23 protein-coding genes and 1 pseudogene are annotated in these 25,994 nt (G+C 71.6%); 11 read left to right on the top strand and 13 right to left on the bottom strand.

The window, feature by feature from the left end:
* Positions 1-29: 29 nt before the first annotated feature.
* On the bottom strand, positions 30-1,559 hold the full coding sequence (locus AC07FY_RS07045) for a ricin-type beta-trefoil lectin domain protein (protein WP_479001685.1): 1,530 nt from the start codon (positions 1,557-1,559) through the stop codon (positions 30-32).
* Between the two features lie 109 nt (positions 1,560-1,668).
* Between AC07FY_RS07045 and AC07FY_RS07040 the strand changes: the two genes are divergently transcribed.
* The 3 genes from AC07FY_RS07040 (at position 1,669) to AC07FY_RS07030 (ending at position 6,372) form a co-directional block, all read left to right on the top strand.
* Positions 1,669-3,072, top strand: coding sequence for a class II fumarate hydratase (locus AC07FY_RS07040; protein ID WP_479001682.1), 1,404 nt, complete (start codon positions 1,669-1,671; stop codon positions 3,070-3,072).
* Between the two features lie 102 nt (positions 3,073-3,174).
* Positions 3,175-3,882 (top strand): cytidylyl-2-hydroxypropylphosphonate hydrolase, encoded by a 708-nt coding sequence (fomD, locus tag AC07FY_RS07035; protein ID WP_479001679.1) that lies wholly within the window; start codon positions 3,175-3,177, stop codon positions 3,880-3,882.
* A 255-nt stretch (positions 3,883-4,137) separates the two neighbouring features.
* On the top strand, positions 4,138-6,372 hold the full coding sequence (locus AC07FY_RS07030; protein ID WP_479001676.1) for a SpoIIE family protein phosphatase: 2,235 nt from the start codon (positions 4,138-4,140) through the stop codon (positions 6,370-6,372).
* A gap of 94 nt (positions 6,373-6,466) precedes the next feature.
* On the opposite strand, the gene AC07FY_RS07025 is transcribed toward AC07FY_RS07030, so the two are convergent.
* Positions 6,467-8,740, bottom strand: a complete 2,274-nt coding sequence (locus AC07FY_RS07025) for a transglycosylase domain-containing protein (RefSeq protein ID WP_479001673.1) — start codon at positions 8,738-8,740, stop codon at positions 6,467-6,469.
* A 232-nt stretch (positions 8,741-8,972) separates the two neighbouring features.
* On the opposite strand from AC07FY_RS07025, the gene AC07FY_RS07020 reads away from it, so the two are divergent.
* Both AC07FY_RS07020 and AC07FY_RS07015 read left to right on the top strand, forming a co-directional pair.
* A complete protein-coding gene (locus tag AC07FY_RS07020; RefSeq protein ID WP_479001671.1) occupies positions 8,973-9,881 on the top strand; it encodes an SPFH domain-containing protein in 909 nt (302 codons plus the stop codon).
* Positions 9,878-10,120: a type II toxin-antitoxin system antitoxin gene (locus AC07FY_RS07015; RefSeq protein WP_479001668.1), complete on the top strand. Its 243-nt coding sequence runs from the start codon at positions 9,878-9,880 to the stop codon at positions 10,118-10,120. Before AC07FY_RS07020 ends, AC07FY_RS07015 begins: the two co-directional genes overlap by 4 nt.
* A 36-nt stretch (positions 10,121-10,156) precedes the next feature.
* On the opposite strand, the gene AC07FY_RS07010 is transcribed toward AC07FY_RS07015, so the two are convergent.
* Entirely contained in the window at positions 10,157-11,104 is a 948-nt protein-coding gene (locus AC07FY_RS07010; RefSeq protein WP_479001666.1) for a hydrogen peroxide-inducible genes activator, read from the bottom strand.
* 135 nt (positions 11,105-11,239) lie between these two features.
* Between AC07FY_RS07010 and AC07FY_RS07005 the strand changes: the two genes are divergently transcribed.
* Positions 11,240-11,794: a peroxiredoxin gene (locus AC07FY_RS07005; RefSeq protein WP_479001663.1), complete on the top strand. Its 555-nt coding sequence runs from the start codon at positions 11,240-11,242 to the stop codon at positions 11,792-11,794.
* Positions 11,795-11,797: 3 nt separating this feature from the next.
* Positions 11,798-12,337, top strand: coding sequence for an alkyl hydroperoxide reductase (locus tag AC07FY_RS07000; RefSeq protein ID WP_479001660.1), 540 nt, complete (start codon positions 11,798-11,800; stop codon positions 12,335-12,337).
* A gap of 64 nt (positions 12,338-12,401) precedes the next feature.
* Here AC07FY_RS07000 and AC07FY_RS06995 read toward each other — a convergent pair whose 3' ends face one another.
* From AC07FY_RS06995 to AC07FY_RS06975, 5 genes are all read right to left on the bottom strand, one after another.
* On the bottom strand, positions 12,402-13,115 hold the full coding sequence (locus tag AC07FY_RS06995) for a hypothetical protein (RefSeq protein ID WP_479001657.1): 714 nt from the start codon (positions 13,113-13,115) through the stop codon (positions 12,402-12,404).
* On the bottom strand, positions 13,105-14,448 hold the full coding sequence (locus tag AC07FY_RS06990; RefSeq protein WP_479001654.1) for an AI-2E family transporter: 1,344 nt from the start codon (positions 14,446-14,448) through the stop codon (positions 13,105-13,107). The genes AC07FY_RS06995 and AC07FY_RS06990 overlap by 11 nt, the downstream gene beginning before the upstream one ends.
* Before the next feature lie 113 nt (positions 14,449-14,561).
* A complete protein-coding gene (locus AC07FY_RS06985; protein WP_479001652.1) occupies positions 14,562-15,257 on the bottom strand; it encodes an aggregation-promoting factor C-terminal-like domain-containing protein in 696 nt (231 codons plus the stop codon).
* A gap of 447 nt (positions 15,258-15,704) precedes the next feature.
* Complete coding sequence (locus tag AC07FY_RS06980; protein ID WP_479001650.1) at positions 15,705-17,021, bottom strand: PhoH family protein; 1,317 nt, start codon at positions 17,019-17,021, stop codon at positions 15,705-15,707.
* Between the two features lie 357 nt (positions 17,022-17,378).
* Entirely contained in the window at positions 17,379-18,140 is a 762-nt protein-coding gene (locus AC07FY_RS06975) for an isoprenyl transferase (RefSeq protein ID WP_069921737.1), read from the bottom strand.
* A 125-nt stretch (positions 18,141-18,265) separates the two neighbouring features.
* On the opposite strand from AC07FY_RS06975, the gene mgrA reads away from it, so the two are divergent.
* On the top strand, positions 18,266-19,303 hold the full coding sequence (gene mgrA, locus AC07FY_RS06970) for an L-glyceraldehyde 3-phosphate reductase (protein WP_479001647.1): 1,038 nt from the start codon (positions 18,266-18,268) through the stop codon (positions 19,301-19,303).
* A 132-nt stretch (positions 19,304-19,435) separates the two neighbouring features.
* Here the strand turns inward: mgrA and AC07FY_RS06965 are convergent, their stop codons facing one another.
* Complete coding sequence (locus AC07FY_RS06965) at positions 19,436-20,209, bottom strand: prepilin peptidase (protein WP_479001645.1); 774 nt, start codon at positions 20,207-20,209, stop codon at positions 19,436-19,438.
* A gap of 313 nt (positions 20,210-20,522) precedes the next feature.
* On the opposite strand from AC07FY_RS06965, the gene AC07FY_RS06960 reads away from it, so the two are divergent.
* The 3 genes from AC07FY_RS06960 (at position 20,523) to AC07FY_RS06950 (ending at position 23,097) form a co-directional block, all read left to right on the top strand.
* Positions 20,523-20,873 carry a DUF192 domain-containing protein gene (locus AC07FY_RS06960; RefSeq protein WP_479001643.1) on the top strand — a complete coding sequence of 117 codons (351 nt, stop codon included), beginning with the start codon at positions 20,523-20,525 and terminating at the stop codon, positions 20,871-20,873.
* Between the two features lie 59 nt (positions 20,874-20,932).
* On the top strand, positions 20,933-21,550 hold the full coding sequence (locus tag AC07FY_RS06955) for an SMI1/KNR4 family protein (RefSeq protein ID WP_479001641.1): 618 nt from the start codon (positions 20,933-20,935) through the stop codon (positions 21,548-21,550).
* A gap of 266 nt (positions 21,551-21,816) precedes the next feature.
* Positions 21,817-23,097 (top strand): extracellular solute-binding protein, encoded by a 1,281-nt coding sequence (locus AC07FY_RS06950; protein ID WP_479001639.1) that lies wholly within the window; start codon positions 21,817-21,819, stop codon positions 23,095-23,097.
* A 201-nt stretch (positions 23,098-23,298) separates the two neighbouring features.
* Here AC07FY_RS06950 and AC07FY_RS06945 read toward each other — a convergent pair whose 3' ends face one another.
* The 4 genes and pseudogenes from AC07FY_RS06945 to AC07FY_RS06930 form a co-directional block, all read right to left on the bottom strand.
* Positions 23,299-23,928, bottom strand: coding sequence for a hypothetical protein (locus tag AC07FY_RS06945; protein ID WP_479001637.1), 630 nt, complete (start codon positions 23,926-23,928; stop codon positions 23,299-23,301).
* A 125-nt stretch (positions 23,929-24,053) separates the two neighbouring features.
* Positions 24,054-24,383, bottom strand: a complete 330-nt coding sequence (locus AC07FY_RS06940; RefSeq protein WP_479001635.1) for a nuclear transport factor 2 family protein — start codon at positions 24,381-24,383, stop codon at positions 24,054-24,056.
* A gap of 211 nt (positions 24,384-24,594) precedes the next feature.
* Positions 24,595-25,431 (bottom strand): polysaccharide deacetylase family protein, encoded by an 837-nt coding sequence (locus AC07FY_RS06935; protein ID WP_479001632.1) that lies wholly within the window; start codon positions 25,429-25,431, stop codon positions 24,595-24,597.
* A 167-nt stretch (positions 25,432-25,598) separates the two neighbouring features.
* Positions 25,599-25,994, bottom strand: a pseudogene (locus tag AC07FY_RS06930) (MFS transporter); the annotation flags it as partial.

Below are 25,994 nucleotides of genomic sequence, written 5' to 3'. Positions count from 1 at the left end.
TGCGCGGCTGCGGCCCTCAGGCCGGGGACCTACGCGAAGCGCTGGTTCGCAGCGCCGTTGCAGGTCTGCAGCCGCAGCGGTTCACGGGCTGCGGCGACCGTCAGGCACATGCCGGGGGCGGCCGCGGGACGCAGGGTGGCGCCGTCGCGGACGAACCGCTGGTTCGCGCCGCCGTGGCAGTTCCACAGGACCAGGCCGGTGCCGGGGCCGTACGCGGCTCCGGGGACGTCGAGGCAGCGGTCGTGGGTCAGTTCGACGTGGACGGAGGTACGGGCGCTGTCGTACCACCAGCCCTGGTTGCGGCCGCCGTGGCAGTCCCAGCCCACGACCCCCGTCCCGTTGGCGCTGGCGCCGCCGTTCGCGTCGAGGCAGGTGCCGTTCGCCTCGTTGCGCAGCGGCTTGAACCGGTCGTCCCAGGCCCCGGCCTGCAGGACGGGGGTGCCGGTGCTCGCCGGGTCCGCGCAGGACGCCTCGCGCAGGCCGGATCCGTAGAGCTGGGTCAGGCAGGACGCGAACGCGCCGTGGCCCCGGTAGTTGGGGTGGAAGGACTGGCGGGCGGTGTTCTCGTCCCACGGGAAGTGGTCGCCGAGGTCCAGGTAGAGGCCGCGCGCCCAGGTGTCCTCCATGCACACCTCGTGTCCGTGGAAGAGCCGCGAGTTGTCCAGGTAGACGGCGCCGGAGGCGCGGGCCGCGGCGCGCATGCCCTTCTCGAAGGCGGGTACCGCGTAGTTGCGGCCCCAGGTGGCGTCGGAGTCGTAGCCCGCGCACCCGCCGGGCAGCTTGCCGGGGAAGTTCGGGTTGTCGTGGAAGTCGGGACCGATGGGGCTGGGGTAGCCCATCAGGACGAGCTTGTAGTCGGAGTCGGTGTATCCGGCGTCGCGCATGACCGTCTTGAGGTCGGCGACCGTGGCTTCGACCTTGGGCCGCAGGCCGTCCACGCGGGCCTGCCAGCCGGGTGCGTACTTGGGCTCGCAGGTGCCCTGGCTGAGCACCCAGCGGGTGACGCAGTCGGTCATGACCGGGCCGAACTGAAGGTCGTCGTTGGCGCCGGCGACGAGCACCACCATCTTGATCTTCGTGTTGCGGGCCTTGACGGCGAGGCTGTCGCTCTGCACCAGTTCGTCGGCGTACTGCTTGCTGCCGCCGATCCTGATGTTGCCGGTGTACCCGCCGGAGCAGGCGACGTTGAAGGTGAGGTCGGCAGGGATGCCGGTGCGGTGGATCGCCGCGTCGGGCGAGCGGTGGCACTGGTTGGCCGGCGTGTTGGTCGCGGGGTCGTAGGTGCCCACGCCCTCGCCCGAGATCTCGCTGTCGCCGAGCGAGATCAGGCCGGTCTTGCGTTCGCCGAACGGGCGGATGGCGGGGTCGCCGTAGATCTTGACGGCCTCGGCCGCGCGGATCGCCTCCAGCTCGGGCGGCAGCGGGGTCGCGGCCGGCGCCGCCGCGGGCGCCGCCGCCTGGGCCGTGGGGGTGAGGGCGAGAGTGCCCCCGAGGGCCGCGGCCGCCGCGACGGCGGCGAGGGTACATCTGAGCCTGGGCCTGCGGTGTGTGCGTGTCATGAAGAGTCTCCCCGAGTGCCGGTGTTACCCCCGGTATTTACTGGCCGGTAGGGGAGTTGGGAACACTTCGAACAAGACAATTGCTCAACTTTTTGAGGAGGCCACGAACATGACCGGTCAGCAGCAGGACGAAGCGTTCCGCACCGAGCACGACTCCATGGGCGAGGTACGGGTGCCCGCCCACGCCAAATGGCGGGCCCAGACCCAGCGCGCGGTGGAGAACTTCCCCCTCTCCGGACAGCGGCTGGAGCCCGCCCACATCCAGGCGCTCGCGCGCGTCAAGGCCGCGGCCGCCGTGGTCAACGCACGCCTCGGCGTGCTGGAGCAGGACGTCGCCGACGCCATCCGGGCCGCCGCCACCGAGGTCGTCGAGGGCCGCTGGGACGACCACTTCCCCATCGACGTCTTCCAGACCGGCTCGGGCACCTCCTCGAACATGAACGCCAACGAGGTGATCGCCACCCTGGCCACCGAGCGGCTGGGCCGCGAGGTGCACCCCAACGACCACGTCAACGCGTCCCAGAGCTCCAACGACGTGTTCCCCTCGTCCATCCACATCGCCGCGACCGCCGCCGTCACCCGCGACCTGATCCCTGCCCTGGAACACCTCGCCGCCGCGCTGGAGCGCAAGGCCGTCGAGTTCGCGGAGGTCGTCAAGGCCGGCCGGACGCACCTGATGGACGCCACGCCCGTCACCCTGGGCCAGGAGTTCGGCGGGTACGCCGCCCAGGTCCGCTACGGCGTCGAGCGGCTGCGCGCGGCCCTGCCGCGGCTGGCCGAGCTGCCGCTGGGCGGCACCGCGGTGGGCACCGGCATCAACACCCCGCCCGGGTTCTCCGCCGCCGTGATCGCCGAGGTGGCCGCGGACACCGGGCTGCCGCTCACCGAGGCCCGCAACCACTTCGAGGCCCAGGGGGCGCGGGATGCGCTGGTGGAGACCTCGGGGATGCTGCGCACGATCGCCGTCTCGCTGACCAAGGTCTGCAACGATCTGCGCTGGATGGCCTCCGGTCCGCGCACCGGATTGGCCGAAATCAATCTCCCGGATCTCCAGCCGGGGTCCTCGATCATGCCCGGGAAGGTCAATCCGGTCGTCCCGGAGGCCGTCCTGATGATCGCCGCGCAGGTGACGGGGAACGACGCCACCGTCGCCGTGGCGGGCGCCGCGGGCAACTTCGAGCTCAACGTGATGCTTCCGGTGATGGCCCGCAACCTCCTCGAATCGGTCCGGCTGCTCGCCAACGCCGGCCGCCTGCTGGCCGACCGCACGGTGGACGGGATCACCGCGAACGCCGACCGGGCCAGGGAGTTCGCCGAGTCCTCGCCCTCCGTGGTGACCCCGCTGAACCGCTACATCGGCTACGAGGAGGCGGCCAAGGTCGTCAAGAAGTCCCTCGCCGAGCGCAAGACGATCCGGGAGGTCGTCCTGGAGTCCGGCTACGTCGACCGGGGCTCCCTCACCCTCGAACAGCTCGACGAGGCACTGGACGTGCTGCGCATGACCCACCCCTAGGCGCCCCTGCGGCAGGGTCCGTATCCGGTCGTTTGCCGTCCCCCGCCCCCTCGGTGATCTGCACCGCGGCACCGGCGGGGGCGGCCGACCTAAGATCTGCGCATGACAGGTACCTTCCGTCCGGCCGGCAGCGCCGCGCGCACGCGTGCGCAGGGCACGCACTGGGCTCCCGGGGAGCAGATCCTGTGGCGCTACCGCGACCACGCCCCCGGCCTGAAGGGCCGGGTGCACATCTGCCGCCCCGTGACGGTGGTGCGGGACACCGAGGAACTGCTCGCCGTCTGGATGGCCCCGGGCACCGAGTGCGTCAAGCCGGTCCTCGCCGACGGCTCCCCCGTCCACGAGGAGCCGCTCGCCACCCGCTACACGGCGCCGCGGACCACCGTGCGCTCGCGCTGGTTCGGCGCGGGTGTGCTGAAGCTGGCGCGCCCGGGGGAACCGTGGTCGGTGTGGCTGTTCTGGGAGCACGGCTGGCAGTTCAAGAGCTGGTACGTGAACCTGGAGGAGCCCCGGTCGCGCTGGTCCGGCGGGGTCGACTCGGTGGACCACTTCCTCGACATCTCCGTCTACCCGGACCGCAGCTGGAAGTGGCGCGACGAGGACGAGTTCGCCCAGGCGCAGCGCTCCGGGCTGATGGCACCGCGGGAGGCGGACCGGGTGCGGGAGGCCGGCCGGGCGGCCGTCGAGGTGATCAGGCGGTGGGGCGCGCCCTTCGGCGACGGCTGGGAGGACTGGCGGCCGGATCCGGCCTGGTCGGTTCCCGAACTGCCCGAGGACTGGGACCGCACCCCGGCGCATATGACGTCATGAGACCCTTGATGCGCCCCTGGGGTGCAAACGTAGGATCGTCCTCCGCAACTCCGCGCGCGGGGAGCGGCACGATGAGACCCTGGGTGCGCAAGTGCCGTCCCGTACAAGGGATCTGACCGGAGGTCGACACGGCGAGAGGTAACGGGGGAGACGCGGTATCGCGGGGTGATGGTGCCCCGGCCGCTGAGCGGGTATACCGCGACTGACCGAGTTGAGTGCAGCGCACATCGAGCGCAAACGGACGGAATTCCACGCGTGACGGAGTACCCCACCTCTCAGGAGGGCCCGCAGCCCGTCGCCTCCGGCGGAGGTACGGACGAGTCCGGCCACGGCAAGGCGCCCATCCCCGCCGCCGAGGCCGTACGCACGCATGCGCAGGGCCCGGGCGCGGAGCCCGGCGGCGGCCCTGCCGGACTCCCCCGGCCGCGCGGCGGCGCGTCCGCGGGCATTCCGGCCGCCGCCGACCCGGCCCGGGGAGTCGCCCTGGCCCCGGACGGCGCCGCCCGCACCAGGGACGCCGGCGCGGCGCGCAACGCCGCCGCCGACGGCCAGCAGTCGCTGCCCGCCCGCGAAGCGGCCGAAGACGTGCTCGGCGGTCAGGACGGCAGCGGCCCCCGCTCCCCCCGGCCGGCCGGAGCCGGCGGGGACGGGCACGGCGGCGGAACCGGCATACCGGTCGGCGGTGGCGCCGGGGACACCGCCGCCCGCCGGGAAGGGGACCGGCTGCGCTTCGTGGGCGCCGCCACCCGGCGGATCGCCCGCGGCATCGACCTCGACGAGATCGTGCTCGGGCTGTGCCGGGCCACCGTGCCGACGTTCTCCGACGCCATCCTCGTCTACCTGCGCGACCCGCTGCCCGTCGGCGACGAGCGCCCCGTCGGCCCGGTCGTTTTAAGGCTGCGCCGCACCGACCGGCTCCGGCCGATCGACGACTTCACCGACGCCGCGGCGGCCGGCGCCCCCGGCGCGGGTACGGACCCGGCGGCCGGAGCCTCGGGGACGGCCGGCGAGCTCGACTTCAGCCAGCTGCCGCTGCTCGGCCCGCAGGGTGACCTGCCCGCGGCCGAGCTGTGCGAGATCCGGCCGGGCGGCGCGCTCGCCGAGGTGCTGCGCGGCGTACGGCCCGTCTTCGGATCCTCCGCCGGCGCGAAGTCCGCCCTGCCCGAACTGCTCGGCGCGGACCATCCGCTGCCGCGCGGCAACCGCGCCGTGCTGGCGCCGCTGCGCGGGCGCCGCCGGGTGATCGGCGCCGCCGTGTTCCTGCGCAGCCCCGAGCGGCCCGCCTTCGAGCAGAACGACCTGCTGGTCGCGGCCCAGCTGGCCACCCACACCGCGCTCGGCATCGACAAGGCGGTCCTGTACGGCCGCGAGGCGTACATCGCCGACGAGCTCCAGCGCACCATGCTGCCCGACAGCCTGCCCCAGCCCACCGGGGTGCGGCTCGCCTCGCGCTACCTGCCCGCCGCCGAGACCGCGCGCGTCGGCGGCGACTGGTACGACGCGATACCGCTGCCCGGCAGCCGGGTCGCGCTGGTCGTCGGCGACGTCATGGGACACTCCATGACCTCCGCGGCCATCATGGGCCAGCTGCGCACCACCGCGCAGACCCTGGCGCAGCTGGACCTGCCGCCGGCCGAGGTGCTGCACCACCTCGACGAGCAGGCGCAGCGCCTGGGCTCCGACCGCATGGCCACCTGCCTGTACGCCGTCTACGACCCCGTATCGCACCGGATCACCATCGCCAACGCCGGCCATCCGCCGCCGGTGCTGCTCCACCTGGGCGGCCGTGCCGAGGTGCTGCGGGTTCCTCCGGGCGCCCCGATCGGCGTCGGCGGCGTCGACTTCGAGGCCGTGGAGCTGGACGCCCCGGCGGGGGCCACCCTGCTCCTGTACACCGACGGGCTGGTGGAGTCCCGGCTGCGGGACGTGTGGACCGGGATCGAGCAGCTCCGGGAGCGCCTGGCGACCACCGCGCAGCTGACCGGCCTGGACCACCCGCCGCCGCTGGAAGCCCTCTGCGACGACGTGCTGGACATGCTCGGCCCCGGCGACCGGGACGACGACATCGCGCTGCTCGCGGCCCGGTTCGACGGGATCGCGCCCAGCGACGTGGCGTACTGGTTCCTGGACCCGGAGGAGACCGCGCCCGGCCGGGCCCGCCGCTTCGCCCGGCGCGCCCTGGCCCGCTGGGGCCTGGAGGAGCTGCAGGACTCCCTGGAGCTGCTGGTGAGCGAGGTGGTCACCAATGCCGTGCGGTACGCGGAGCGGCCCGTGACCCTGCGCCTGCTGCGTACGGACGTGCTGCGCTGCGAGGTCGGTGACGACTCCCCGCAGCTGCCGCGCCAGCGCCGGGCCCGGGACACCGACGAGGGCGGTCGCGGCCTGTTCCTGGTCAACCGGATGGCCCGCCGCTGGGGCGCGACGCGGCTGAGCAGCGGCAAGGTCGTCTGGTTCGAGCTGGCGTTGCCGGCGGCTCCCGAACGGCGCTGACCCCGCGGACCACGGACACCCCGGAACGGGGAAACGCCGCCGCCCCGCAGCCGGAAGGCTGCGGGGCGGCGGCGTTCGCGGGTCCCGGCCGGGGTCAGTGCCCGGGGTCCTGCGGGAACAGCGGCGGGTCCGGCGGCTTCGGGCCGCCCGACTTCGTCGGCGTCGGCGACAGGCTCGCCGTCGGGGTCGGCGACTTCGACGGGCTGCTGCTCGTCGTCGGGGTGGGCGTCGGGCTCGGGGAGTTCTGCGGCGGGGCGCTGCTGGCCGGCGGCTGGCTGGAGGGGCTCGGCGACGGCGTCGGGGAGGGGCTGCGGGACGGCGCCTGCACGGCTCCCATCTCCGCCTCCGACACGTCGAACTCGCTCGTCTTCACGCCCTTGAGCGCGGCCAGGGTGTACGTCTTCCAGATCTCGGCGGGGAAGCTGGAACCGCCCGCGCGGCCGCCGCCGGCGGTGCCCGTGAGGGTGACCTGCTTGTGGGTGCCGGGCTCCTCGCCGAACATGGCGACGACGGTGACGAGTTCGGGGGTGTAACCGGTGAACCAGCCGGCCACGTTGGACTCGGTGGTACCGGTCTTGCCGGCGGCCTCGTAGGCGCTGCTCTTGACCTTGCTGCCGGAGCCTTCGTTGACCACGCCGGTGAGCACCTTGGTGACGGTGTCGGCGGTCTGCCGGCTGATGGCCTGGGCGCCGACGGCCTGGCGGGGGGTGAACTCGCCCTCCGCGTGCTCGGCGCTCTTGATGATGGTCGGCGTGACCTTCTTGCCGTGGTTGTCGAGCGTCGCGTAGACGGCCGCCATCTCGAGGGTGTTGGCGCTCATGGTGCCCAGCGACATGGCCGGCTTGTCCTCGGGCCAGCCCTCGCGGTCCTTCATGCCGAGGGCCAGGGCGGTCTTCTTCACGGCCGGCGGGCCGACGTCGACGATCATCTGCGCGTAGACGGAGTTGACCGAGAAGTTGGTCGCGTCCTGGACGGTGATCTCCTTGCCGAAGTCCTTGTCGTCCTGGTTCTGCGGGTTGAACGGGATCTTGCTGCCGACGACCTGGCGCTTGCTGGTGCCGTCGTAGAGCGCGTTCGGGGTGATCGGCTTGCCGTCCTGGGTGTGAGCGTTGTTCTCCAGGGCGGAGGCCAGCACGATCGGCTTGAAGGTCGAGCCGGGCTGGTAGTCGGTGCGCAGCGCGTTGCTCGCGTCCTTCTGGCCCAGGCCCTGGCCGCCGTACATGGCGACGATCGCGCCCGTCTTGGGGTCCACCGAGGTGGCGCCGGCCTGGACGCTCTGGTCCTGGGGACGGTTCTTGGTGTCCTTGCGGTCGAGCTTGGACTCCAGCTCGTCGTCGACGGCCTTCTCCAGCGCCGCCTGCTTCTTCGGGTCGATGTTGAGCACGACGTTCCAGCCGCCCGCCGCGATCTGCGCGTCGGTGATCTTCTGCTCGTTCATCTCGTCGTTGGCGGCCTGGATCAGGTAGCCCTTCTGGCCGTCCATGCCGGGAAGGGGCTTGGGCTTGATCGGATCCGGGAGCGTCATGGTCTTGCGCTTGGCCGGGTCCAGCTTGCCCATCTCGACCATGTTGTCCAGGACGGCGTTGAAGCGGATGTTGACCAGCTTCCTGCCGTTCGGGCCGGCCGTCGCCAGGTCGTACTGGCTGGGCGCCTGGATGACGGCGGCGAGGTAGGCGCCCTGCTCCAGGGTGAGCTTGTCGGCGTCGACCCCGTAGAAGGCCTGGGCCGCGGCCTGGATCCCGTAGGCGTTGCGGCCGTAGAAGTTGGTGTTCAGGTATCCGGCGAGGATGTCGTCCTTCTCCATGCGCCGGTCGACCTTGAGGGAGATGACGAGCTCCCGCAGCTTGCGCGTCGCGGACTGGTCCTGGGTCAGGTAGTAGTTCTTGACGTACTGCTGCGTGATCGTCGAGCCGCCGGCCTTGCCCTTGCCGGTGGCCGTGTTGAACAGGCCCCGGGCCACGCCCATCACGTCGATGCCGCGGTCCTGGTAGAAGGACTTGTTCTCGATGGCGATGAAGGCGGTGCGGACGTCCTCGGGGATCTTGTCGATCGGGACGATCTCGCGGTTCATCTGACCGGTGCGGGCCATGATCGAGCCGTCGGCGTACCGGTAGGTGTTGCTCTGGAGCGTGGCCTGCTTGTTCGGGTCGGTGGGCTCGTTCACCGAGAAGTAGAGGATCACCGCCGCGGCCATCAGGAGCAGGATCATCCCGAGGAAGGTCCCCAGGATCTTCTTCCAGGTGAAGAAGCGGCGTATACCGGTGCGTTTGCCGGCGCCGCCCTTGCCGTCGGCGCCGCCGGCACGTCCGGTCGGCGCCCGCCGCGCACCGCGCTGCTGCTGCGCCTTACGCGCTTCTGCTCGGCCCATCGCTCCCGCTCCGCTCGATAACCCCCCGACGTCAGCTCAGAAAGCTAACACCGCAGGCTGTGACAAAGGTTGGCCAACCAAGGCCAATACCGGTCAATTCGGACGTGAGAATCAGCACCCACACCACTGGAACCGACGCACACCCGGCCCGAAGGGTTGCCGTGCCGGGAAAAAGTGATATCACTTTGCTAAGCAGCTCGACCGGCTGCGACCACGAGAAACGGGGCAAACAATGGCGAATGACATCTCCACACCACAGGACGTCCGTGAATTCACCGCCCGGAGCATCGGCGGCGGACTGGCCCTCCTCCTCGGCCTGGCGGGTGTCGCGGGCGGTACGGGACTGATCGTCGCCGGCGCGGTGCTGGCGGGCACCGCCGTCAAGGTCTCGCTCGTCGCGGCCGGCGCCCTGCTGGTCCTCGCCTCCCTGATCGCGATGAGCGGCCTCAACACGGTCGCCCCGGGCGAAGCGCGCGTGGTCCAGCTGTTCGGCCGCTACCGCGGGACGATCCGCACGGACGGCCTGCGCTGGGTCAACCCGCTGACCTCCCGGGAGAAGATCTCCACCCGCGTGCGCAACCACGAGACGGCCGTGCTGAAGGTCAACGACGCCTACGGCAACCCCATCGAACTGGCCGCGGTCGTGGTGTGGCGGGTCGAGGACACGGCGCGGGCCACCTTCGAGGTCGACGACTTCACGGAGTTCGTCGAGACCCAGACCGAGGCGGCCGTACGGCACATCGCGATCGAATACCCCTACGACGCGCACGAGGAGGGCGGCCTCTCGCTGCGCGGGAACGCCGAGGAGATCACCGAGAAGCTGGCGGCCGAACTGCACGCCCGGGTCGACGCGGCCGGGGTGGCCATCGTCGAGTCCCGCTTCACGCACCTGGCGTACGCTCCGGAGATCGCCTCCGCGATGCTCCAGCGCCAGCAGGCCGGCGCCGTCGTGGCGGCCCGCAAGCAGATCGTGGAGGGCGCGGTGGGCATGGTCGAACTGGCTCTGAACCGGCTGGCCGAGGAGGGCATCGTGGACCTGGACCCGGAGCGCAAGGCCGCCATGGTCTCGAACCTGATGGTGGTCCTGTGCGGGGACCGTGCGGCGCAGCCCGTGGTCAACGCGGGCACCCTCTACCAGTGACCCCGGCCGAGGAGGGGGGGCGGGCGGGCCGGCAGCCGCGCAAGCAGGTGCTGCTGCGGCTCGACCCGCTGGTGTACGACGCGCTGGCGCGCTGGGCGGGCGAGGAGCTGCGCAGCGCGAACGCCCAGATCGAGTTCCTGCTGCGCCGGGCGCTCGCGGAGTCCGGCCGCCTCCCCTCCGGCCCGGGCCCCCTCCCCCGCCGCGGCCGCCCCCCGAAGGCTCCGGACGGGCCCGGCTAGGGCACGTCGTTCGGGCCGGGCGGGACCCGGTACGCCCTAGTCCGTGGGCCAGACCGGAAGCGGGCGGACGGCTTCGCGCAGGGAGGTCGCCATCGCCCGGAACTCCTCCTGGCGGGCGGTCCCGGTGCGCATCGCCAGGGCGATCCGCCGCGAGGGGGCGGGCTCGGCGAAGCAGCCGGTCGCGAGGTACTCGTTGCGGGTGGTCTCCAGCCGCAGCGCGGTGCGCGGCAGCAGCGTCACCCCCAGCCCTCCGGCGACCAGCTGGACCAGCGTCGACAGCCCGGCGGCGGTGGTGGTGACATCGGCCCCCGCCGTGCGCCCGGCCTCCCGGCAGATGTCCAGGGCCTGGTCCCGCAGGCAGTGCCCCTCGTCGAGCAACAGCAGCTGCAGTGAGCGCAGTTCCTCGCGCGGGATGTCCCTGCGCCCGGCCAGCGGATGTTCGCGGGGCGTGAGCAGCACGAAGTCCTCGTCGAAGAGGGGCAGTTCGGTGATCCCGGGCACGCCCAGCGGCACCGCGAGCAGCAGCAGGTCGAGCCGGCCGCCGGCCAGCCCCTCCAGCAGCGAGGCCGTCTGCTCCTCGTGGACCTGGAGGTCCATCCGCGGGTAGCGCCGGTGGAACAGCCCGAGCACGGTCGGCAGCAGGTACGGCGCCACGGTGGGGATCACCCCGAGCCGCAGCACGCCGGTGAAGGGCGCCCGTACCGCCTCGGCCTCCTCCAGCAGTCCGCCCACCGCCTCCAGCACCACCCTGGTCCGGTCCGCGATCCGCTCCCCCGCCGGGGACAGCAGCACCTTGCGGGTGGTCCGCTCCAGCAGCTGCACCCCCAGCGCCTCCTCCAGGGCGGACACCGCGCCGGACAGCGCCGGCTGGCTCATCCCGATGGCGGCGGCCGCGTCCCGGAAGTGCAGGTGCTCCGCCACGGCCGCGAAGGCGCGCAGCTGCGCCAAGGTGGGCTGCTTCGCTCCCCTGTTACCCGTGGCCACTGATAGGCACCTCCGATCACCGGACTCAAGTGTAGCTATTTCCGTAATCAATGCTGCTGTGTCAGCATGTGAGATCCGTCCAACCCCCGTGGAAAGACCCCAAAAAGGACCCTTTCCCGTTCGCAAGGAGAGCACGTGCTCACTGTCGGTGACAAGTTCCCCACCTACGATCTGACCGCTTGCGTCTCGCTCGAGGCCGGTAGCGAGTTCGCGCAGATCGACCACAAGACCTATGAGGGCAAGTGGCGCGTGGTGTTCTTCTGGCCGAAGGACTTCACCTTCGTCTGCCCGACCGAGATCGCCGCGTTCGGCAAGCTGAACGAGGAGTTCCAGGACCGCGACGCCCAGATCCTCGGCGTCTCCGGCGACTCCGAGTTCGTCCACCACGCCTGGCGCAAGGACCACGCCGACCTGCGTGACCTGCCCTTCCCGATGCTCGCCGACTCCAAGCACGACCTCATGCGGGCGTGCGGCGTCGAGGGCGAGGACGGCTTCGCCCAGCGCGCCGTCTTCATCGTCGACCAGAACAACGAGATCCAGTTCACCATGGTGACCGCCGGTTCCGTGGGCCGTAACCCCAAGGAGGTCCTGCGGGTCCTCGACGCCCTGCAGACCGACGAGCTGTGCCCCTGCAACTGGACCAAGGGCGAGGGCACCCTGGACGCCGGCGCGCTGCTGGCCGGTGAGTGACGGATGCCCCTCGACTCCCTCAAGTCCGCCGTTCCGGACTTCGCGAAGGACCTGAAGCTGAACCTCGGTTCGGTCATCGGCAACCAGAACACCCTCTCGCAGCAGCAGCTGTGGGGCACCGTGCTGGCCTGCGCGATCGCCGCCCGCTCCCCGCGCGTCCTGCGTGAGCTGGAGCCGGAGGCGAAGGAGAACCTCTCGCCCGAGGCGTACGCGGCCGCCAAGTCCGCCGCCGCGATCATGGCGATGAACAACGTCTTCTACCGGACCCGGCACCTGCTCTCGGACCCGGAGTACGGCACGCTCCGCGCCGGCCTGCGGATGAACGTGATCGGCAACCCGGGCGTGGAGAAGGTCGACTTCGAGCTGTGGTCGCTCGCGGTCTCCGCGATCAACGGCTGCGGCCAGTGCCTGGACTCGCACGAGCAGGTCCTGCGCAAGGCCGGCGTCGACCGGGAGACCGTCCAGGAGGCCTTCAAGGTCGCCTCGGTGATCCAGGCCGTCGCGGTCACCCTCGACGCGGAGGCGGCGCTCGCCGCCGAGTAGCCGCCCGCACGGGCGCCGTGCCCCCGCAGCCTTCCCGGCGGCGGGGGCACGGCGCTGTCCGCCGTCACTTCTTCAGGCGGGCCATCAGCTCGCGCAGGTCCTCGGCCATCGCGGCCCGCAGCGCGTCGCCGTCGGCCTCCTCGCCGTCGTCGGCGCCACCGCCGCCGGCCTCACCGTCCGCGCCCTCCCGCCACCGGTGGACGGTGAGCGTGAACACCGCCCCGCCGTCGAGCACCTGCAGCCGGGGTGCCCCGCCCTCTCCGGTGACCAGCGCCCTCTCGCCGAGCCCGGGGATCTCCTCCCTGTCGGCCGACTCCACGTCCAGGAACGTTCCGAGCACCGGCCCGCTGCCGAACTCCGTTTCCGGATCGGTCCTCCTGTGCAGCTCGACCAGCACCTGCACGTCGTAGAAGGAGGCCCGGCCCTCGGTCCGCTCCGAGTGGTAGCCGCAGGACGACCAGTCCAGGGCGGGGCTCCGGCCCTGGCGTGACGGGCCCGCCGCCAACCCGCCGGCCATCGAACCGAGCGTGGCCGGCTTCCCCTCGGCGCACAGGTTCTCCGCGTGCCGGTAGGCGACCGGCGGACCCGAGGCGGTGAAACGATCCTGCGCCGTCAGGGCACCCGCCCACACCGCCGAAGCCAGCGCCGCCCCGCCCAGCGCCCACCCCCACCGGCGGCCCGGCGGCCGCCGTAACGGCCCCTGCTCCGCATCCGCCTCGGAGGCCGCGGCCGGGCGCTCGGGCCCCCACTCCCCGTCCAGCTCCGGCTCACTGATCACCGGTGTCCGCCTCCTTCACCGAGCTGCCGAGGGCCGTCGCCCCGTGCGGGCCGGGGCCGACCGCCGCATGCCCCAGGAGGAGCTGCTCGCGGCTGTACGCCCGCAGGTAGCCCACGGCGGTGTTGGTGACGGCCACCAGCGGTACGGCGACCACCGCTCCCCCGATGCCGGCGATCAGGCCGCCCGCGGCCACCGAGAGCACCACCGCGAGCGGGTGCACCCGGACCGCCCGGCCCAGGATGAAGGGCTGGAGGACATGGCCCTCGATCTGCTGGACCGCCAGGACGACCAGCAGCACCATCAGGGCGCTGAACACGCCCTGGGTCACCAGCGCCACGACCACCGCGAGCGCGCCGGAGACCACCGCGCCGACCAGCGGGATGAAGGCGAACAGGAAGATGAACACGGCCAGCGGCACCGCCATCGGCACGTCCAGGAAGTAGATGCCCAGGCCGATGAAGGTGGCGTCGATGAGCGCGACCAGGACGGTGCCGCGCACGTACGCGGTCAGCGTGCGCCAGGCGCGCGGACCGGCTCCGGCCACCCCCGGGCGGGCGTCGGCCGGGACGAGGGCGAGCGTCCAGGTCCAGATGCGCTTGCCGTCGTAGAGCAGGAAGAGCGTGGAGAACATCGCGAGCAGGATGCCCGTCAGCACCTCGACGAGGACGGTCACGCCCTGCAGGCCGGCCGTGGTGATCTGCTCGGTGTTGGTCCCGATGGTCTCGCTGAGGTTCTTCGCGATGTCGTTGATCTGCTTCTCGGTCACGTGGAACGGACTGTCCAGCGCCCAGAGTTTGAGTTCGTCGATGCCGTCGCGGACCCGGTCGGAGAGGTCGTCGAGGTTCTCCATGACCTGCCAGACCACGAACCAGCCGACGAGCCCGATGACGACGAAGCCGAGGATCGCGGTGACGGCGGTGGCCAGCCCCCGGGGCAGGCCCAGCCGGCGCAGCCGGACCACGAAGGGCTGGAGCAGCGCGGTGACGAGCATGGCGGCGGCGAAGGCGAGGACGACCAGGCGGACTTCGCTGATCACCCTCATCAGGACCCACAGCATCCCGGCCAGCAGCAGCAGCCGCCAGCTGACCTCCGCGGCGACGCGCATGCCCCACGGGACGACGCTGACCGGGTCGGGCCGCTCGGGTTGGGTGCGGACGGGCACGGGCTCCGACGCCGGGGCGGCCGGGACCTGTCCGCGGCCGGGGGAGGCGGCCCGCGGCGGCAGGTCGCCCCTGGCCTCGGCCTCGACCTCGGCGCGCCGCTCGTCGAGCCGCGCCTCCATCCGGTTCAGCCGGCTCCCGAGCCGGCCGAGCCAGCCTTCCCTCTTCGCCATGTCGGTCCCTTCCCCCGCCCACTCATCACACCTCGAAAGACCGTACACGCGGGAAGCCCCGCACCGTCGGACGGTGCGGGGCTCCCGGAGTCGAGCGGGTGCGGCGGTGTCGCCTAGTACCAGCCGTTGGCCTGGTGGAAGCTCCAGGCTCCGCACGGGCTGCCGTACCGGTCTTCCATGTAGTTCAGGCCCCACTTGATCTGCGTGGCGGGGTTGGTGCGCCAGTCGGCACCGGCCGAGGCCATCTTCGAACCGGGCAGCGCCTGGACCAGGCCGTACGCGCCCGAGGACTTGTTGACGGCGAGGTAGTTCCAGGTGGATTCCTGGTTGATGATGTTCGAGAAGCACTGGAACTGGCCGGCCGGGACCATCTGCTGGGCGATGGCCTTGACCTGAGCGACCGTGTAGGAGCTCTGGACGGCGAAGTCACCGGCGTCGCGGGCGGCGGAACGGCTGGCGACTTCCTTCGCCTCGCGTTCCTTCTTCGCCTTCTCGTCCGCGGCCTTCTGCGCCTCGGCCTTCTTGGCCTTGGCGTCCTCGGCTGCCTGGATGCGGGCCGCTTCCTCGGCCGAGCGCTTGGCGTCGGCGTCGGCGGCGTGGGCGATGGTGTCGGCCTGCTGCGTCAGGGACGCGCTCTGGACCTGTGCCTGGTCGCCGACCGGGATGTCAGTGAGGAGGGTCGCCCCGGACGCGGTCGTCTCGAGATCGTTCGAGGTGGGGTCGCCGGTGGCAACGCCCACGACTGCGCCGACGGTGGTGACCGCGGTGGCAGAAGCCACTGCGAAGCCCCGAACCGAGATCCGGCTCACACGGTGTCCTTCCAGCAGCGTCCGCAGTGACCGAGCGGGCGCAAGAGTGCCCCCTTGACACTGGTCTCCGTGGTTCTGAGGTCACTGGAGACACGGGCCCGTGGACAGCTCCTTGCGGAGGCTGCCGCGTGAAACTCCGGGCGGCATACGGCAATCGGCTGTGGAGTTGTGGTGCTGCTGGCACCTCATGGGAGGTACCGGTCCCTCCGCACGAAGACGGGGGACGTGCCGTATGCGGGGCCTGACGGAAAACAGACTCTGCCGGACCTCGACACCGCAGGGCAATTCTGCGTTGCGTGGGAAAGGTCACACCTGGCAAGAGGCCCTCCGTTTCGACGAAGCCCTGTGCAGCGCGACGCCGCCCGGCTAGGCTCTGCGGCCTTTGCCGGACGGCGTCAACTCACTGTCCCCGTATGGGATTTTTGACCGTTTCAGCCCCTGGCGGGGTCAGAGGGCCTCCAGCATCTCGGTGACGAGCGCGGCGATGGGCGAGCGTTCCGAGCGCGTCAGGGTGATGTGCGCGAAGAGCGGATGCCCCTTCAACTTCTCCACGACGGCGACGACTCCGTCGTACCGGCCGACCCGCAGGTTGTCCCGCTGCGCGACGTCGTGGGTCAGAACGACCCGTGAATTCGCGCCGATCCGGGACAGAACGGTCAGGAGGACGTTGCGTTCCAGGGACTGGGCCTCGTCCACGATGACGAAGGCGTCGTGGAGGGAACGGCCGCGGATGTGCGTCAGCGGCAGGACCTCCAGCATCCCCCGGTTCAGCACCTCTTCGATGACCTCGCGGCCCGCGACCGAGGAGAGGGTGTCGAAAACGGCCTGCGCCCAGGGGCTCATCTTCTCGCCCTGGTCGCCCGGCAGGTAGCCCAGCTCCTGCCCGCCCACCGCGTACAGCGGCCGGAAGACCATCACCTTCTGGTGCTGCCTGCGCTCCAGCACCGCCTCCAGGCCCGCGCACAGGGCCAGGGCCGACTTGCCGGTACCGGCCCGGCCCCCCATCGAGATGATCCCGATCTCGGGGTCGAGGAGGAGGTCCAGGGCGATGCGCTGCTCGGCGCTGCGGCCGTGCAGCCCGAACGCCTCGCGGTCGCCCCGCACCAGGCGCACGTTCCCGTCCGCCGTGACGCGGCCGAGCGCCTTGCCCCGCTCGGACTGGAGGACCAGCCCGGTGTGCACGGGGAGTTCGGCCGCTTCGGGGACGTAGAGGCGGTCTTCGGAGAAGAGGAGGTCCACCTGCTCGCCGGAGAGGGCGAGCTCGCTCATGCCGGTCCATCCGGCATCGGTGATCGCGAGCTCGGCGCGGTACTCCTCGGCGATCAACCCCACGGAGGAGGCCTTGATGCGCAGCGGAAGATCCTTCGAGACCACCGTGACGTCGTAGCCCTCGGCCTGGAGGTTGCGGGCGACCGCGAGGATCCGCGAGTCGTTGTCCCCCAACCGGAAGCCGGCGGGCAGGACACCCGGGTCGGAGTGGTTGAGCTCGACGCGCAGCGTGCCGCCCAGATCGCCCAGTGGGATGGGGGCGTCGAGGCGTCCGTACCGGACCCGGAAGTCGTCGAGCAGGCGCAGGGCCTGGCGCGCGAAGTAGCCGAGTTCGGGATGGTGCCGCTTGGCCTCCAGCTCGGTGATCACCACGATCGGGAGCACGACCTCGTGCTCGTCGAACCGGGAGATCGCGTTGGGGTCTGCCAGCAGGACGCTGGTGTCGAGGACGTAGGTCCGCCTGTCGGGCAGGCGGCGCTTTGTGCTGGTCACCACGGAAGGACGTACCCCCTCGGAAGAGGTCGGGCCATGAAGACCGGACCGGTCATCGGCCGCCCTGCCAGGGCCGACTTCCGGCCCTCCACTCCGTCCGTGCGAACCGCACGTGCGTCCTGGTGCAAAGGGCCTCCCGGGCGGACGGCCCCATGCCGTCCGCTGAGACTCGACACCCGTGGATCGGGCATCGACCTGAGTGTGGTATTCCCATATCAGGCCAGGCCATGCCATGGCATATGACTGACACTCGGTGAAACCCAGGTGAAAGCTCGGGGGGCAGGGTGCGGCGGTGGGCGAAGGGGCGTCAGGGGACACCCGGGGCGAGGGGGAGCCGGTCGGGTGCCGTGGCGCCGGTAGTCAGGTGCCGTAGCGCCGGTGGCGGGCCGCGTAGTCGCGCAGGGCCCTCAGGAAGTCGACCTTCCGGAAGGCCGGCCAGAAGACCTCGCAGAAGTAGTACTCCGAGTGGGCGCTCTGCCACAGCATGAATCCGGACAGCCGCTGCTCGCCGCTGGTGCGGATCACCAGGTCCGGATCGGGCTGGCCGCGCGTGTAGAGGTGCTCCGCGATGTGGTCGATGTCCAGGATCTCGGCGAGCTCCTCGAAGGAGGTGCCCTTCTGGGCGTGTTCCAGCAGCAGCGAGCGGACCGCGTCGGCGATCTCCTGGCGGCCGCCGTAGCCGACGGCGACGTTGACGAGTATCCCCTGGACGTCGTGCGTGGCCTGCTCGGCCTCCTTCAGCACGGTCTGCGTCCGGGCGGGCAGGATGTCGAGGTTGCCGACGTGGTGCACGCGCCAGCGGCCGTCGGCCGCCAGGCCCCGTACGGTGTTCTCGATGATGTTGAGCAGCGGGCGCAGCTCGACCTCGGGCCGGTCCAGGTTGTCCGTGGAGAGCATCCACAGGGTGACGACCTCGACGTCCGTCTCGGTGCACCAGCCCAGCATCTCGGAGATCTTGTCGGCTCCGGCCTGGTGGCCCTGCTCCGTGGTGCCTCCGGACGCCTTCGCCCAGCGCCGGTTGCCGTCCAGGATGACGCCGATGTGCTTGGGCGCCGCGTCATGGTCGAGACGGCCTTCCACCCGGCGTGCGTAGAGCCTGTACACCAGGTCGCGCAGCTTCACGATCTTCCAGCCCCTCCGTGCAGTGCCCCCGTGCGAATTGCGGTCCCCCGAGTGCGCCACATTACTGCGCGGTGGCTGGGGGTACCCAACTCGGTCTGTCACAGCTCCGTGATAGGGAGGACAACGTGACTGATACCAATCCCTATCGGGCGGAGCCCGCACGGTACGACTCCATGGAGTACCGGCGCACGGGCCACAGCGGCCTCAAGCTCCCCGCCATCTCCCTCGGCCTCTGGCACAACTTCGGAGACGACAGGTCGCTCGAGTCCCAGCGGGCGATCCTGCGCCGGGCCTTCGACCTCGGCATCACCCACTTCGACCTGGCGAACAACTACGGCCCCCCGCCCGGTTCGGCGGAGCTGAACTTCGGCAAGCTGCTCGCCCAGGACTTCGCGCCCCACCGGGACGAGCTGATCCTCTCCACCAAGGCCGGCTACCTGATGCACCCGGGGCCGTACGGCGAATGGGGCAGCCGCAAGTACCTGCTGAGCTCCCTGGACGCGTCGCTGAAGCGGATGGGCGTGGACTACGTCGACATCTTCTACTCGCACCGCTTCGATCCCGAGACCCCGCTGGAGGAGACCATGGGCGCCTTGGCGTCCGCGGTCCAGCAGGGCAAGGCGCTCTATGTCGGCGTCTCCTCCTACACGGCGGAGCAGACGGCCGAGGCGGTGCAGATCCTGCGCGGGATGGGGGTGCGTCCGCTGATCCACCAGCCCTCGTATTCCATGATCAACCGCTGGACCGAGGACGACGCGCTGCTGGACACCCTCGAGGACGCCGGGATGGGCTGCATCTCCTTCGCGCCGCTCGCCCAGGGGCTGCTGACGGGCAAGTACCTGAAGGAGATTCCGGAGGGCTCGCGGGCCACCCAGGGCAAGTCGCTCAGCCCCGACCTGCTGTCGGACGAGGTGCTCCGCCGGTTGCACGGGCTGAACCGGATCGCGGAGCGGCGCGGCCAGTCGCTGGCCCAGCTGGCGCTGACGTGGGTGCTGCGCGACGACCGGATGACCTCGGCGCTGATCGGCGCGTCGAGCGTGCGGCAGCTGGAGGAGAACGTGGCCGCGCTGTCGGCGGCGCCGCTCTCCGAGGCCGAGCTGACGGAGATCGACTCCTTCGCGGTGTCCACCCCCGGCACCAACCTCTGGGCCCAGCGCGGCTGACCTGCGCGGATGACCGGAGGGGGCGGAGAACGAAAAACGGGCCGGTCCGTGGGGGGGGATACGGACCGGCCCGAGGGGGGGGTTCCACCATAACCCTTCGTAAAGCGAGATGCGTGCATCACCGCGCGATGACTACGCTCCGAAACCACCCAGCAGCACTCCGGTGAAGGCCCCGGCGGCCATGAAGGGGCCGAAGGCGAAGCCCTGGCGGCGGGTCGCCGAGCCCCGCAGCACCAGGAAGAGGCCGTAGAGGGCCCCGTAGAGGAAGCCCAGGAAGGCCCCGGCCACCCATACCCCCCATCCGTACCACCCAAGAGCGACCCCCAGCGAGAGCGCCAGCTTGACGTCGCCGAACCCCATGCCCGCCGGGTTGATCAGGAAGAGCGCCAGGTACCCCGTGGCGAGCAGGCCGCCGCCGAGCAGGGCGAGCCGCCAGTCGCCCGCGGCGCGGGGCAGCGGGGCCGCCGCCGCGAGCCCGGCGGCGGCCGCGGCGGCCAGCGGCAGGGTGAGTACGTCGGGGAGCCGGTGCACGGCGCGGTCCACGAGCGCGAGCAGCACGAACGCCGGCGCGAGGCCCACGTAGACCACGGCCTCGGGCCGCGCGCCGACGGCCGCCCCGAGCGCGGCGCAGAGCGCGCCCGTGAGGGCAGCGAGGGGGGCGGCCCGCCTGCCGTAGCGGTGCGGGGCCGCCGGCTCGTACGGGAGGGCCTCCCGGCCCGCCGCGACGGCAGCGGCGGGGGCCGGGCAGCGGGCGGGGCCGAGCCAGCCGCGCAGCGGGTGCCCCTGCGGGCAGCGCTCCCGCCAGGGCTCCCCCGGCTCGACGGCCAGCCGCCAGAGCGCGCGCGGCAGGAGCAGCCCCGCGGCGATCCCGTATCCGGCGGCAAGAACGATCACGACCACACCCATCCGCCGAAGGTAGGCCCAGCGACCCGGCGCGGCATAGGCCGCCCGGTGGCGGGGCCGCGCGTTGGCAGGGGCCGCACGGCGGTGCGGGCCGCACGGCGGTGCGGCCGGCCGCCCGCCGGCCGGGGGCGCCCCCGACCTAGGTCCTGTCGTCAAAGTGGCGCCGGTCAGGCCCGCGGCGTCCGGTGCCGTGCATCGCAAGGCGGAGGGGCGCCCGTGTACTGGACGTACTCGGGCGCCCCGACAACGCGGCGAGGTGCGGTGCCGGGCGTCGCGGGCCAGGCGCGACTTTTACGACAGGGCCTAGGCTGCCGCCATGGCGAACTGGCGGGACGGCGGGGCGACCCTGCGGGTCGGGGCGGTGGTGGTGCCGCTGGAGGTGGCCGCCTCCTACCGGGCGCGGACCCGGGGCCTGCTCGGGCGGGACGGCATCGCCGGGGCGATGCTGCTGACCCCCGCGGCGAGCGTGCACACCTTCCGCATGCGCTTCGCGATCGACGTGGCGTACCTCGACCGGAACCTGCGGGTGCTGGCCGTGGTGACGATGCCCCCGGGCCGCCTCGGGATGCCCCGCCCGCGCTCCCGGCACGTGCTGGAGGCGCAGGCCGGCGCCATGGCCGGCTGGGGGCTGCGGCCGGGTACCTCCGTGCGCGTGGACAGGTCCTAGTGGGAGTCCCGCCCCGGCGGTAGGTTGGGGCGGTTGAGCTGGGGTGTCAGGGGAGCGGCATGACGGAGAACGCGCGCATCAAGGCGCTGGAGCAGATCATGCCGGCGACGCACGGCGCGGATGAGGACATCGACTGGCAGAGCGCCGAGGCGGCCTGGGGCACCTCGTTCCCGTCCGACTTCGTCGCCTTCATGGGCCGGTTCGGCGCCGGTTCCATCAACGGCGAGGCCAGCATCCTGCTCCCGCTCCCCAAGCCGGGGCTCCAGTGGGACCCGGCGGAGATGGCCGAGGAGACCGGCAACGCCCGGCAGGTCTGGGAGGCCGAGGGCGGTCGGGCCGCCTTCGACGTGGACCCGGAGGCGATCATCGCCTGGGGCGTCACCGGCGGGTCGGACATCCTGTGCTGGATCACCTCCGACCCCGACCCGGACCGCTGGCCGGTCCTGGTGTGCGGCCGGCACACCGCCGACTCCTTCGCGGTGTACCCCTACGGCATGGCCGAGTTCCTCTACCGGCTCTGCTCCGACGAGTTCGACGTGAGCCCGGTCGGCATCACCTTCTGGGACGGCGGCCACCTCAGCTTCGTCCACTGGCGCAAGGCCCAGCGCAGGTGGCAGGAGGGCCGCAACCCCGAGACGGGCGAACCCGACCCGTACGCGGGCGAATTCGCCGACTGACGTTCCCGTCACACCCCTGAACCCGCTCCGCTGACCGGAAACGGGCGTTTCGGCATGTCTACGCGCGTCGCCCCGGTGGATCACATATCGGAAAACACCAGCCGGAAAAGCCCTGGTTGGAGCATTGACCACAAGTGCACCCGAACGGAATCAACCACCCCGTTTTCAGGAGAGAATTCCGGCCAACGGGCCATGAGCGGACACCCCGGCTCGGAGTAACTCATAAGTAGTCATGGGATCCAAAAGAAAATCAGGGGAACACACCCGTGGGACGAAGAATCTTCGGCACGGCCGCCTCGGCGGCCGTTCTCGGTCTGCTGATACCTCTGGCCGGATGTGGCAGCTCCGGCGGCTCGGGCGACGGCGGCACGCTGCGCCTGGTGGCGGCCGAATACGGCGATACTCCGGCCACCAGCTCCAAGGCGTTCTGGGACAGGGTGACCACTGAATTCACCGCCGCGCACCCCGGAATCAAGGTCGAGGTCAAGCTCCTGCCGTGGGCCGACATCGACCGCGAGGTCTCCCGCATGGTCAAGGCCGGCAAGGCGCCGGACATGGCGCTCATGGGCTCGTACTCGGACTTCGCGGCCCAGGGGAAGCTGTATTCCGCGGACGAGCTCCTCTCCGTGGCCCGCGAGGCGAACTTCCTCCAGCCGCTCGCCGAGGCCGGCACCGTCGGCAGCACCCTCTACGGGCTGCCGTTCGTGGCGAGCAGCCGCCTGCTGTTCTACAACGAGGCACTGTTCACCAAGGCCGGGGTCAGCGCTCCGAAGACCTGGTCCGACCTCAAGTCCGCCGCCAAGGCGCTCAAGGACAAGGGCGTGAAGTACCCGTACGCCCTGCCCCTGGGCCCGGAGGAGGCGCACGCCGAGGCGATGATCTGGGAGCTGAGCAACGGCGGCGGCTACGCCGACAGCAGCGGCAACTACAGCCTGGCCTCCGACCCCAACATCCACACCTGGCGGTGGGTCAAGGAGAACCTGGTCGCCCCCGGCCTGACCGGCCCCACCCCGCCCTCCCAGCTGAACCGCGCCGACGCCTTCGCCGCCTTCCTGCGCGGCGAGGTCGGCATGCTCAACGGCTACCCGTCGCTCGCCCACGAGGCCCGCGCCAAGGGCATCGGCGTCGGGGCCGTGTCCATGCCGGTCTCGGACACGCTGGGCAGCGGTGAGGTGCCGCCGACCGTGGGCGTGGCCGACTGGATGATGGCGTTCAAGCAGAACGGCAAGCGGGCGGAGATCGGCAGGTTCCTGGACTTCGTCTACCAGGACAAGAACCTCTCGAACTTCGCCAACCGCTACCACCTGCTGCCGTCCACCGTCACCGCCTCCCGCAGCCCGGCCGGCGGCGGCCTCGACAAGAACGACCAGCTGTTCCTGACGGCGCTGTACGGCGCGCAGCTCTACCCGGTGAACGACCCGTCCTGGGTGAGCGTCAGCGACACCATCAAGCGCAACATCGGGCGCGCGGTGGAACCGAACGTGGACCCGAAGACCGTCCTGGAGGACATCGCGGCCCAGGCGGACGCGGCCGCGAAGAACGGCTGAGCCGCCGGGCACCGCCGAGCACCGCCGAGCACCACTCGTACGGGACCTTCACCCCGTGCCGCCGACCACCCGCGCGGCAACACGCGCGCCTACGGCCCTCGATCCGAGGCGCCGGCCCCGTCGCCCACCGAGCACCCACAAGGTGCGCAGGGCGGCCCGCCCCGAGCCGCCCGCCCCGGCGGGCCACCGCCGCCACCGCCCTTACCGCCCCTGCTTCCCGTGGTCCGGGGAGAACGCCAGCCGGTGCTGCTCACAGCTGGAGTCCCAGGGCAGCGAGCCCGTGAGCGTCCCGTAGCCCGAGCGCGTCACCGACCACTCCACCGTGTAGGTCCCGGTGTCGCACGCGATCCGCTTGCCGCCCGCGATCTTCTCGCGGCCCGTCGCCGGCTTCCCGTCCAGCTTCCGGTGGACCTCGCCCGCCGTGGCCCCCTTGGCCGTGCGCAGGACGGCGTGCAGCTCGATCGGGTGCCTGTCGTCCTTGGTCGTCACCACCTTCTTCACCACCTTGGAGTCCGACACCGACCAGGTGAACTCGTACGACGGCTGCCACGCCAGCGTGTCGGGGTCGGGGACCTTCCGCTCGATGTCCGGTGCGCCGTCCAGACCGGGGCGGCTGACCATCTCGTACTGGACCCCGGTGTGGAAGCGGAACTGCGCTTCCAGCTTGTGCATCTCGTCCTTGGTCCACTTCGACTTCATGGACTTCTCACCCCCCGCCGGGTCCTGGAGGTAGGCCGTCGCGTCGGCGGCCGCGGCCGACTGGACGAGGGCGGGGGCGAGGGCCGCCGCGGTGGTGGCGAGGGCGAGGGCTGCCATGCGGGTGCGCTTCATGCCCGGTCCAACGGGGCCCGCGGCGGCCCGGAACGAGGCCGGGCGCCCTTTCACCCGTACGGGAGCACCCGCCGCCCGGAGTACCGGATGTCCGACCCCGTACCGGGAGCGCCGCCCGGTGGTGGTCAGGCTTGGCCGGTCTCGAAGCGGCTGATCCTGCCGCCCCCGGGGGCGATGGTGAAGCGCCAGGCGGTGCGCATCTCGCCCCAGGTGTCGTTGCGGAAGTCCACGACCAGGGAGCGGCCGTCGTCGGACTCGGACTGCACGTCCATGTGGCCGCGGGGGCCGAAGACCTCCTTGTCGATCCACTGCTCCAGATCACGGTCGGAGCCGTCGTCGGACATGGTCGCGTCGGCGGTCAGGAGGGCACGGAAGGCGTCCTCGTCGTGTGCGTTGACGGCGGCGACGAAGGCCGCGACGACGGGGTCGGACAGTCGGGCGGGGGCGATGGACACGGGGGCCTCCTGGTCGGGTGTTGTGCGTCGGGCTTCGGGCTTCGGCGTTGCGCCTCGGGCGTCGGGATTGCGCGTCGGGCGCCGGGCGGGCGTCGGAGTTCGGGAATCGGGGATCGGAGCCCGTGCGCGGCGTGCGCAGGTGCCCGACCAGGGAACACCCGCGGCCGTGCCGCATCCTCGACCTTCACCCGTTCGCCCGCCGGACGGCGTGTCAGGGGGCGTCTGCGCCCGGTCCGTCCGGGGCGGTGCGGACGGGGAAGCCGGTCGGCCGGCCCTGCTCCTCCAGCCAGGCCAGCACCTGGTCGAGGGCGTCGACGGTCTGGGCGCGGTTGCCGCCGCCGTCGTGGAAGAGCACGGTCGGGCCGTTGCCGATCTCGCGTTCGACGGCGTCGACGATCGCGGCCGTGCCGGGCGTCCGGAAGTCCTTGGTGTCCACGTTCCAGCCGAGCGGGCGCATTCCGTGGGCGGCGGCGATGCGGCGGCTGTCGGGGGTGAAGGCGCCGCCGGGGGCCCGGTAGTAGTCGACCCGCGCGCCCGCTCCCGCGGCTTCCTCGATCAGCCGCTGCGCGTCCAGGATCTGCTGTTCCTGGTAGGCGACGGACTTCTTGTCCATGGAGGTGTCGTGGTCCATGGTGTGGTCGCAGAGCCGGTGGCCGGCCGCGACGATCCTCCTGACCAGCTCGGGGTGGGCCTTGGCCTGTGGACCGAGCATGCAGAAGGTCGCCTGCGCGCCGTGCTTCTCCAGTACGTCCAGGACCTCCGGGGTCCAGCGCGGGTCGGGGCCGTCGTCGATGGTGATGTTGACGGTCTTCCCGCCGCCCTCGGAGGCGTGGGCCATGCCCTCCGGTATCCCCCCGGGTGCACGCTGTCCGGCCGGGCCCGGGTGCCCGGCCTCCTGCTGCCGGGACACCTTCCGGTGTGCGTGCCCGGGCCCCGGTCCCACCTCGCTCGCCACGCCCCACACCGTCGCCGCCACGGCGACGGCGCAGGCCACCACCACCGCGCGGGCCCGGAGACCCTCGTGATTCCTGCGCGCCCAGAACCCCATGTCCACTCCCTTTCCGCTGCGTCAGCGTCCTGTGTGCATGTCCTGTGTGCATGTCCTGTGTGCATCAGGACGGTCGACGCAACCGACGGGTTCCGGGCCATTGGTCCCTAAAGCCCCGCTAAGGGTGGATGACGTGGACCGCGTGGAGGGGGTGGTTGCGGCGGTGGTCAGTGGGTGGCGGCTTGCTGGAGGGGCGGGGTGGTCTCGGTGTCCTGGGCGGGGGTGGGGGTGTTGGTGCCGCGGAGGGGGACTTCCTTGATGAAGACGGCGGCGATGAGGCCGGCCACGGCGATGGCGGCGCAGACGAGGAAGGCCCAGTGGGTGCCGATGGCGACGGCGTGGCGGTAGGCCTCGCGGACGGCTTCGGGGAGGGTGGCCAGGCGTCGAGTTGGGCGGAGTTGAGGGTGCCGGCCTGGTGGCCGAGGCGGTCGGTCATGGCGTGGGTGACCTGGGTGGTGAACAGGGTGTCCATCAGGGCGACTCCGAACGCTCCGCCCAGGGTGCGGCCCAGGGCGGTGGTGGAGGAGGCCACGCCCATGTCCTTGAGTTCGACGCTGTTCTGG

The organism is Streptomyces sp. NPDC045967, assembly GCF_056430495.1.
This window is presented reverse-complemented; position numbering and strand designations above follow the sequence as displayed.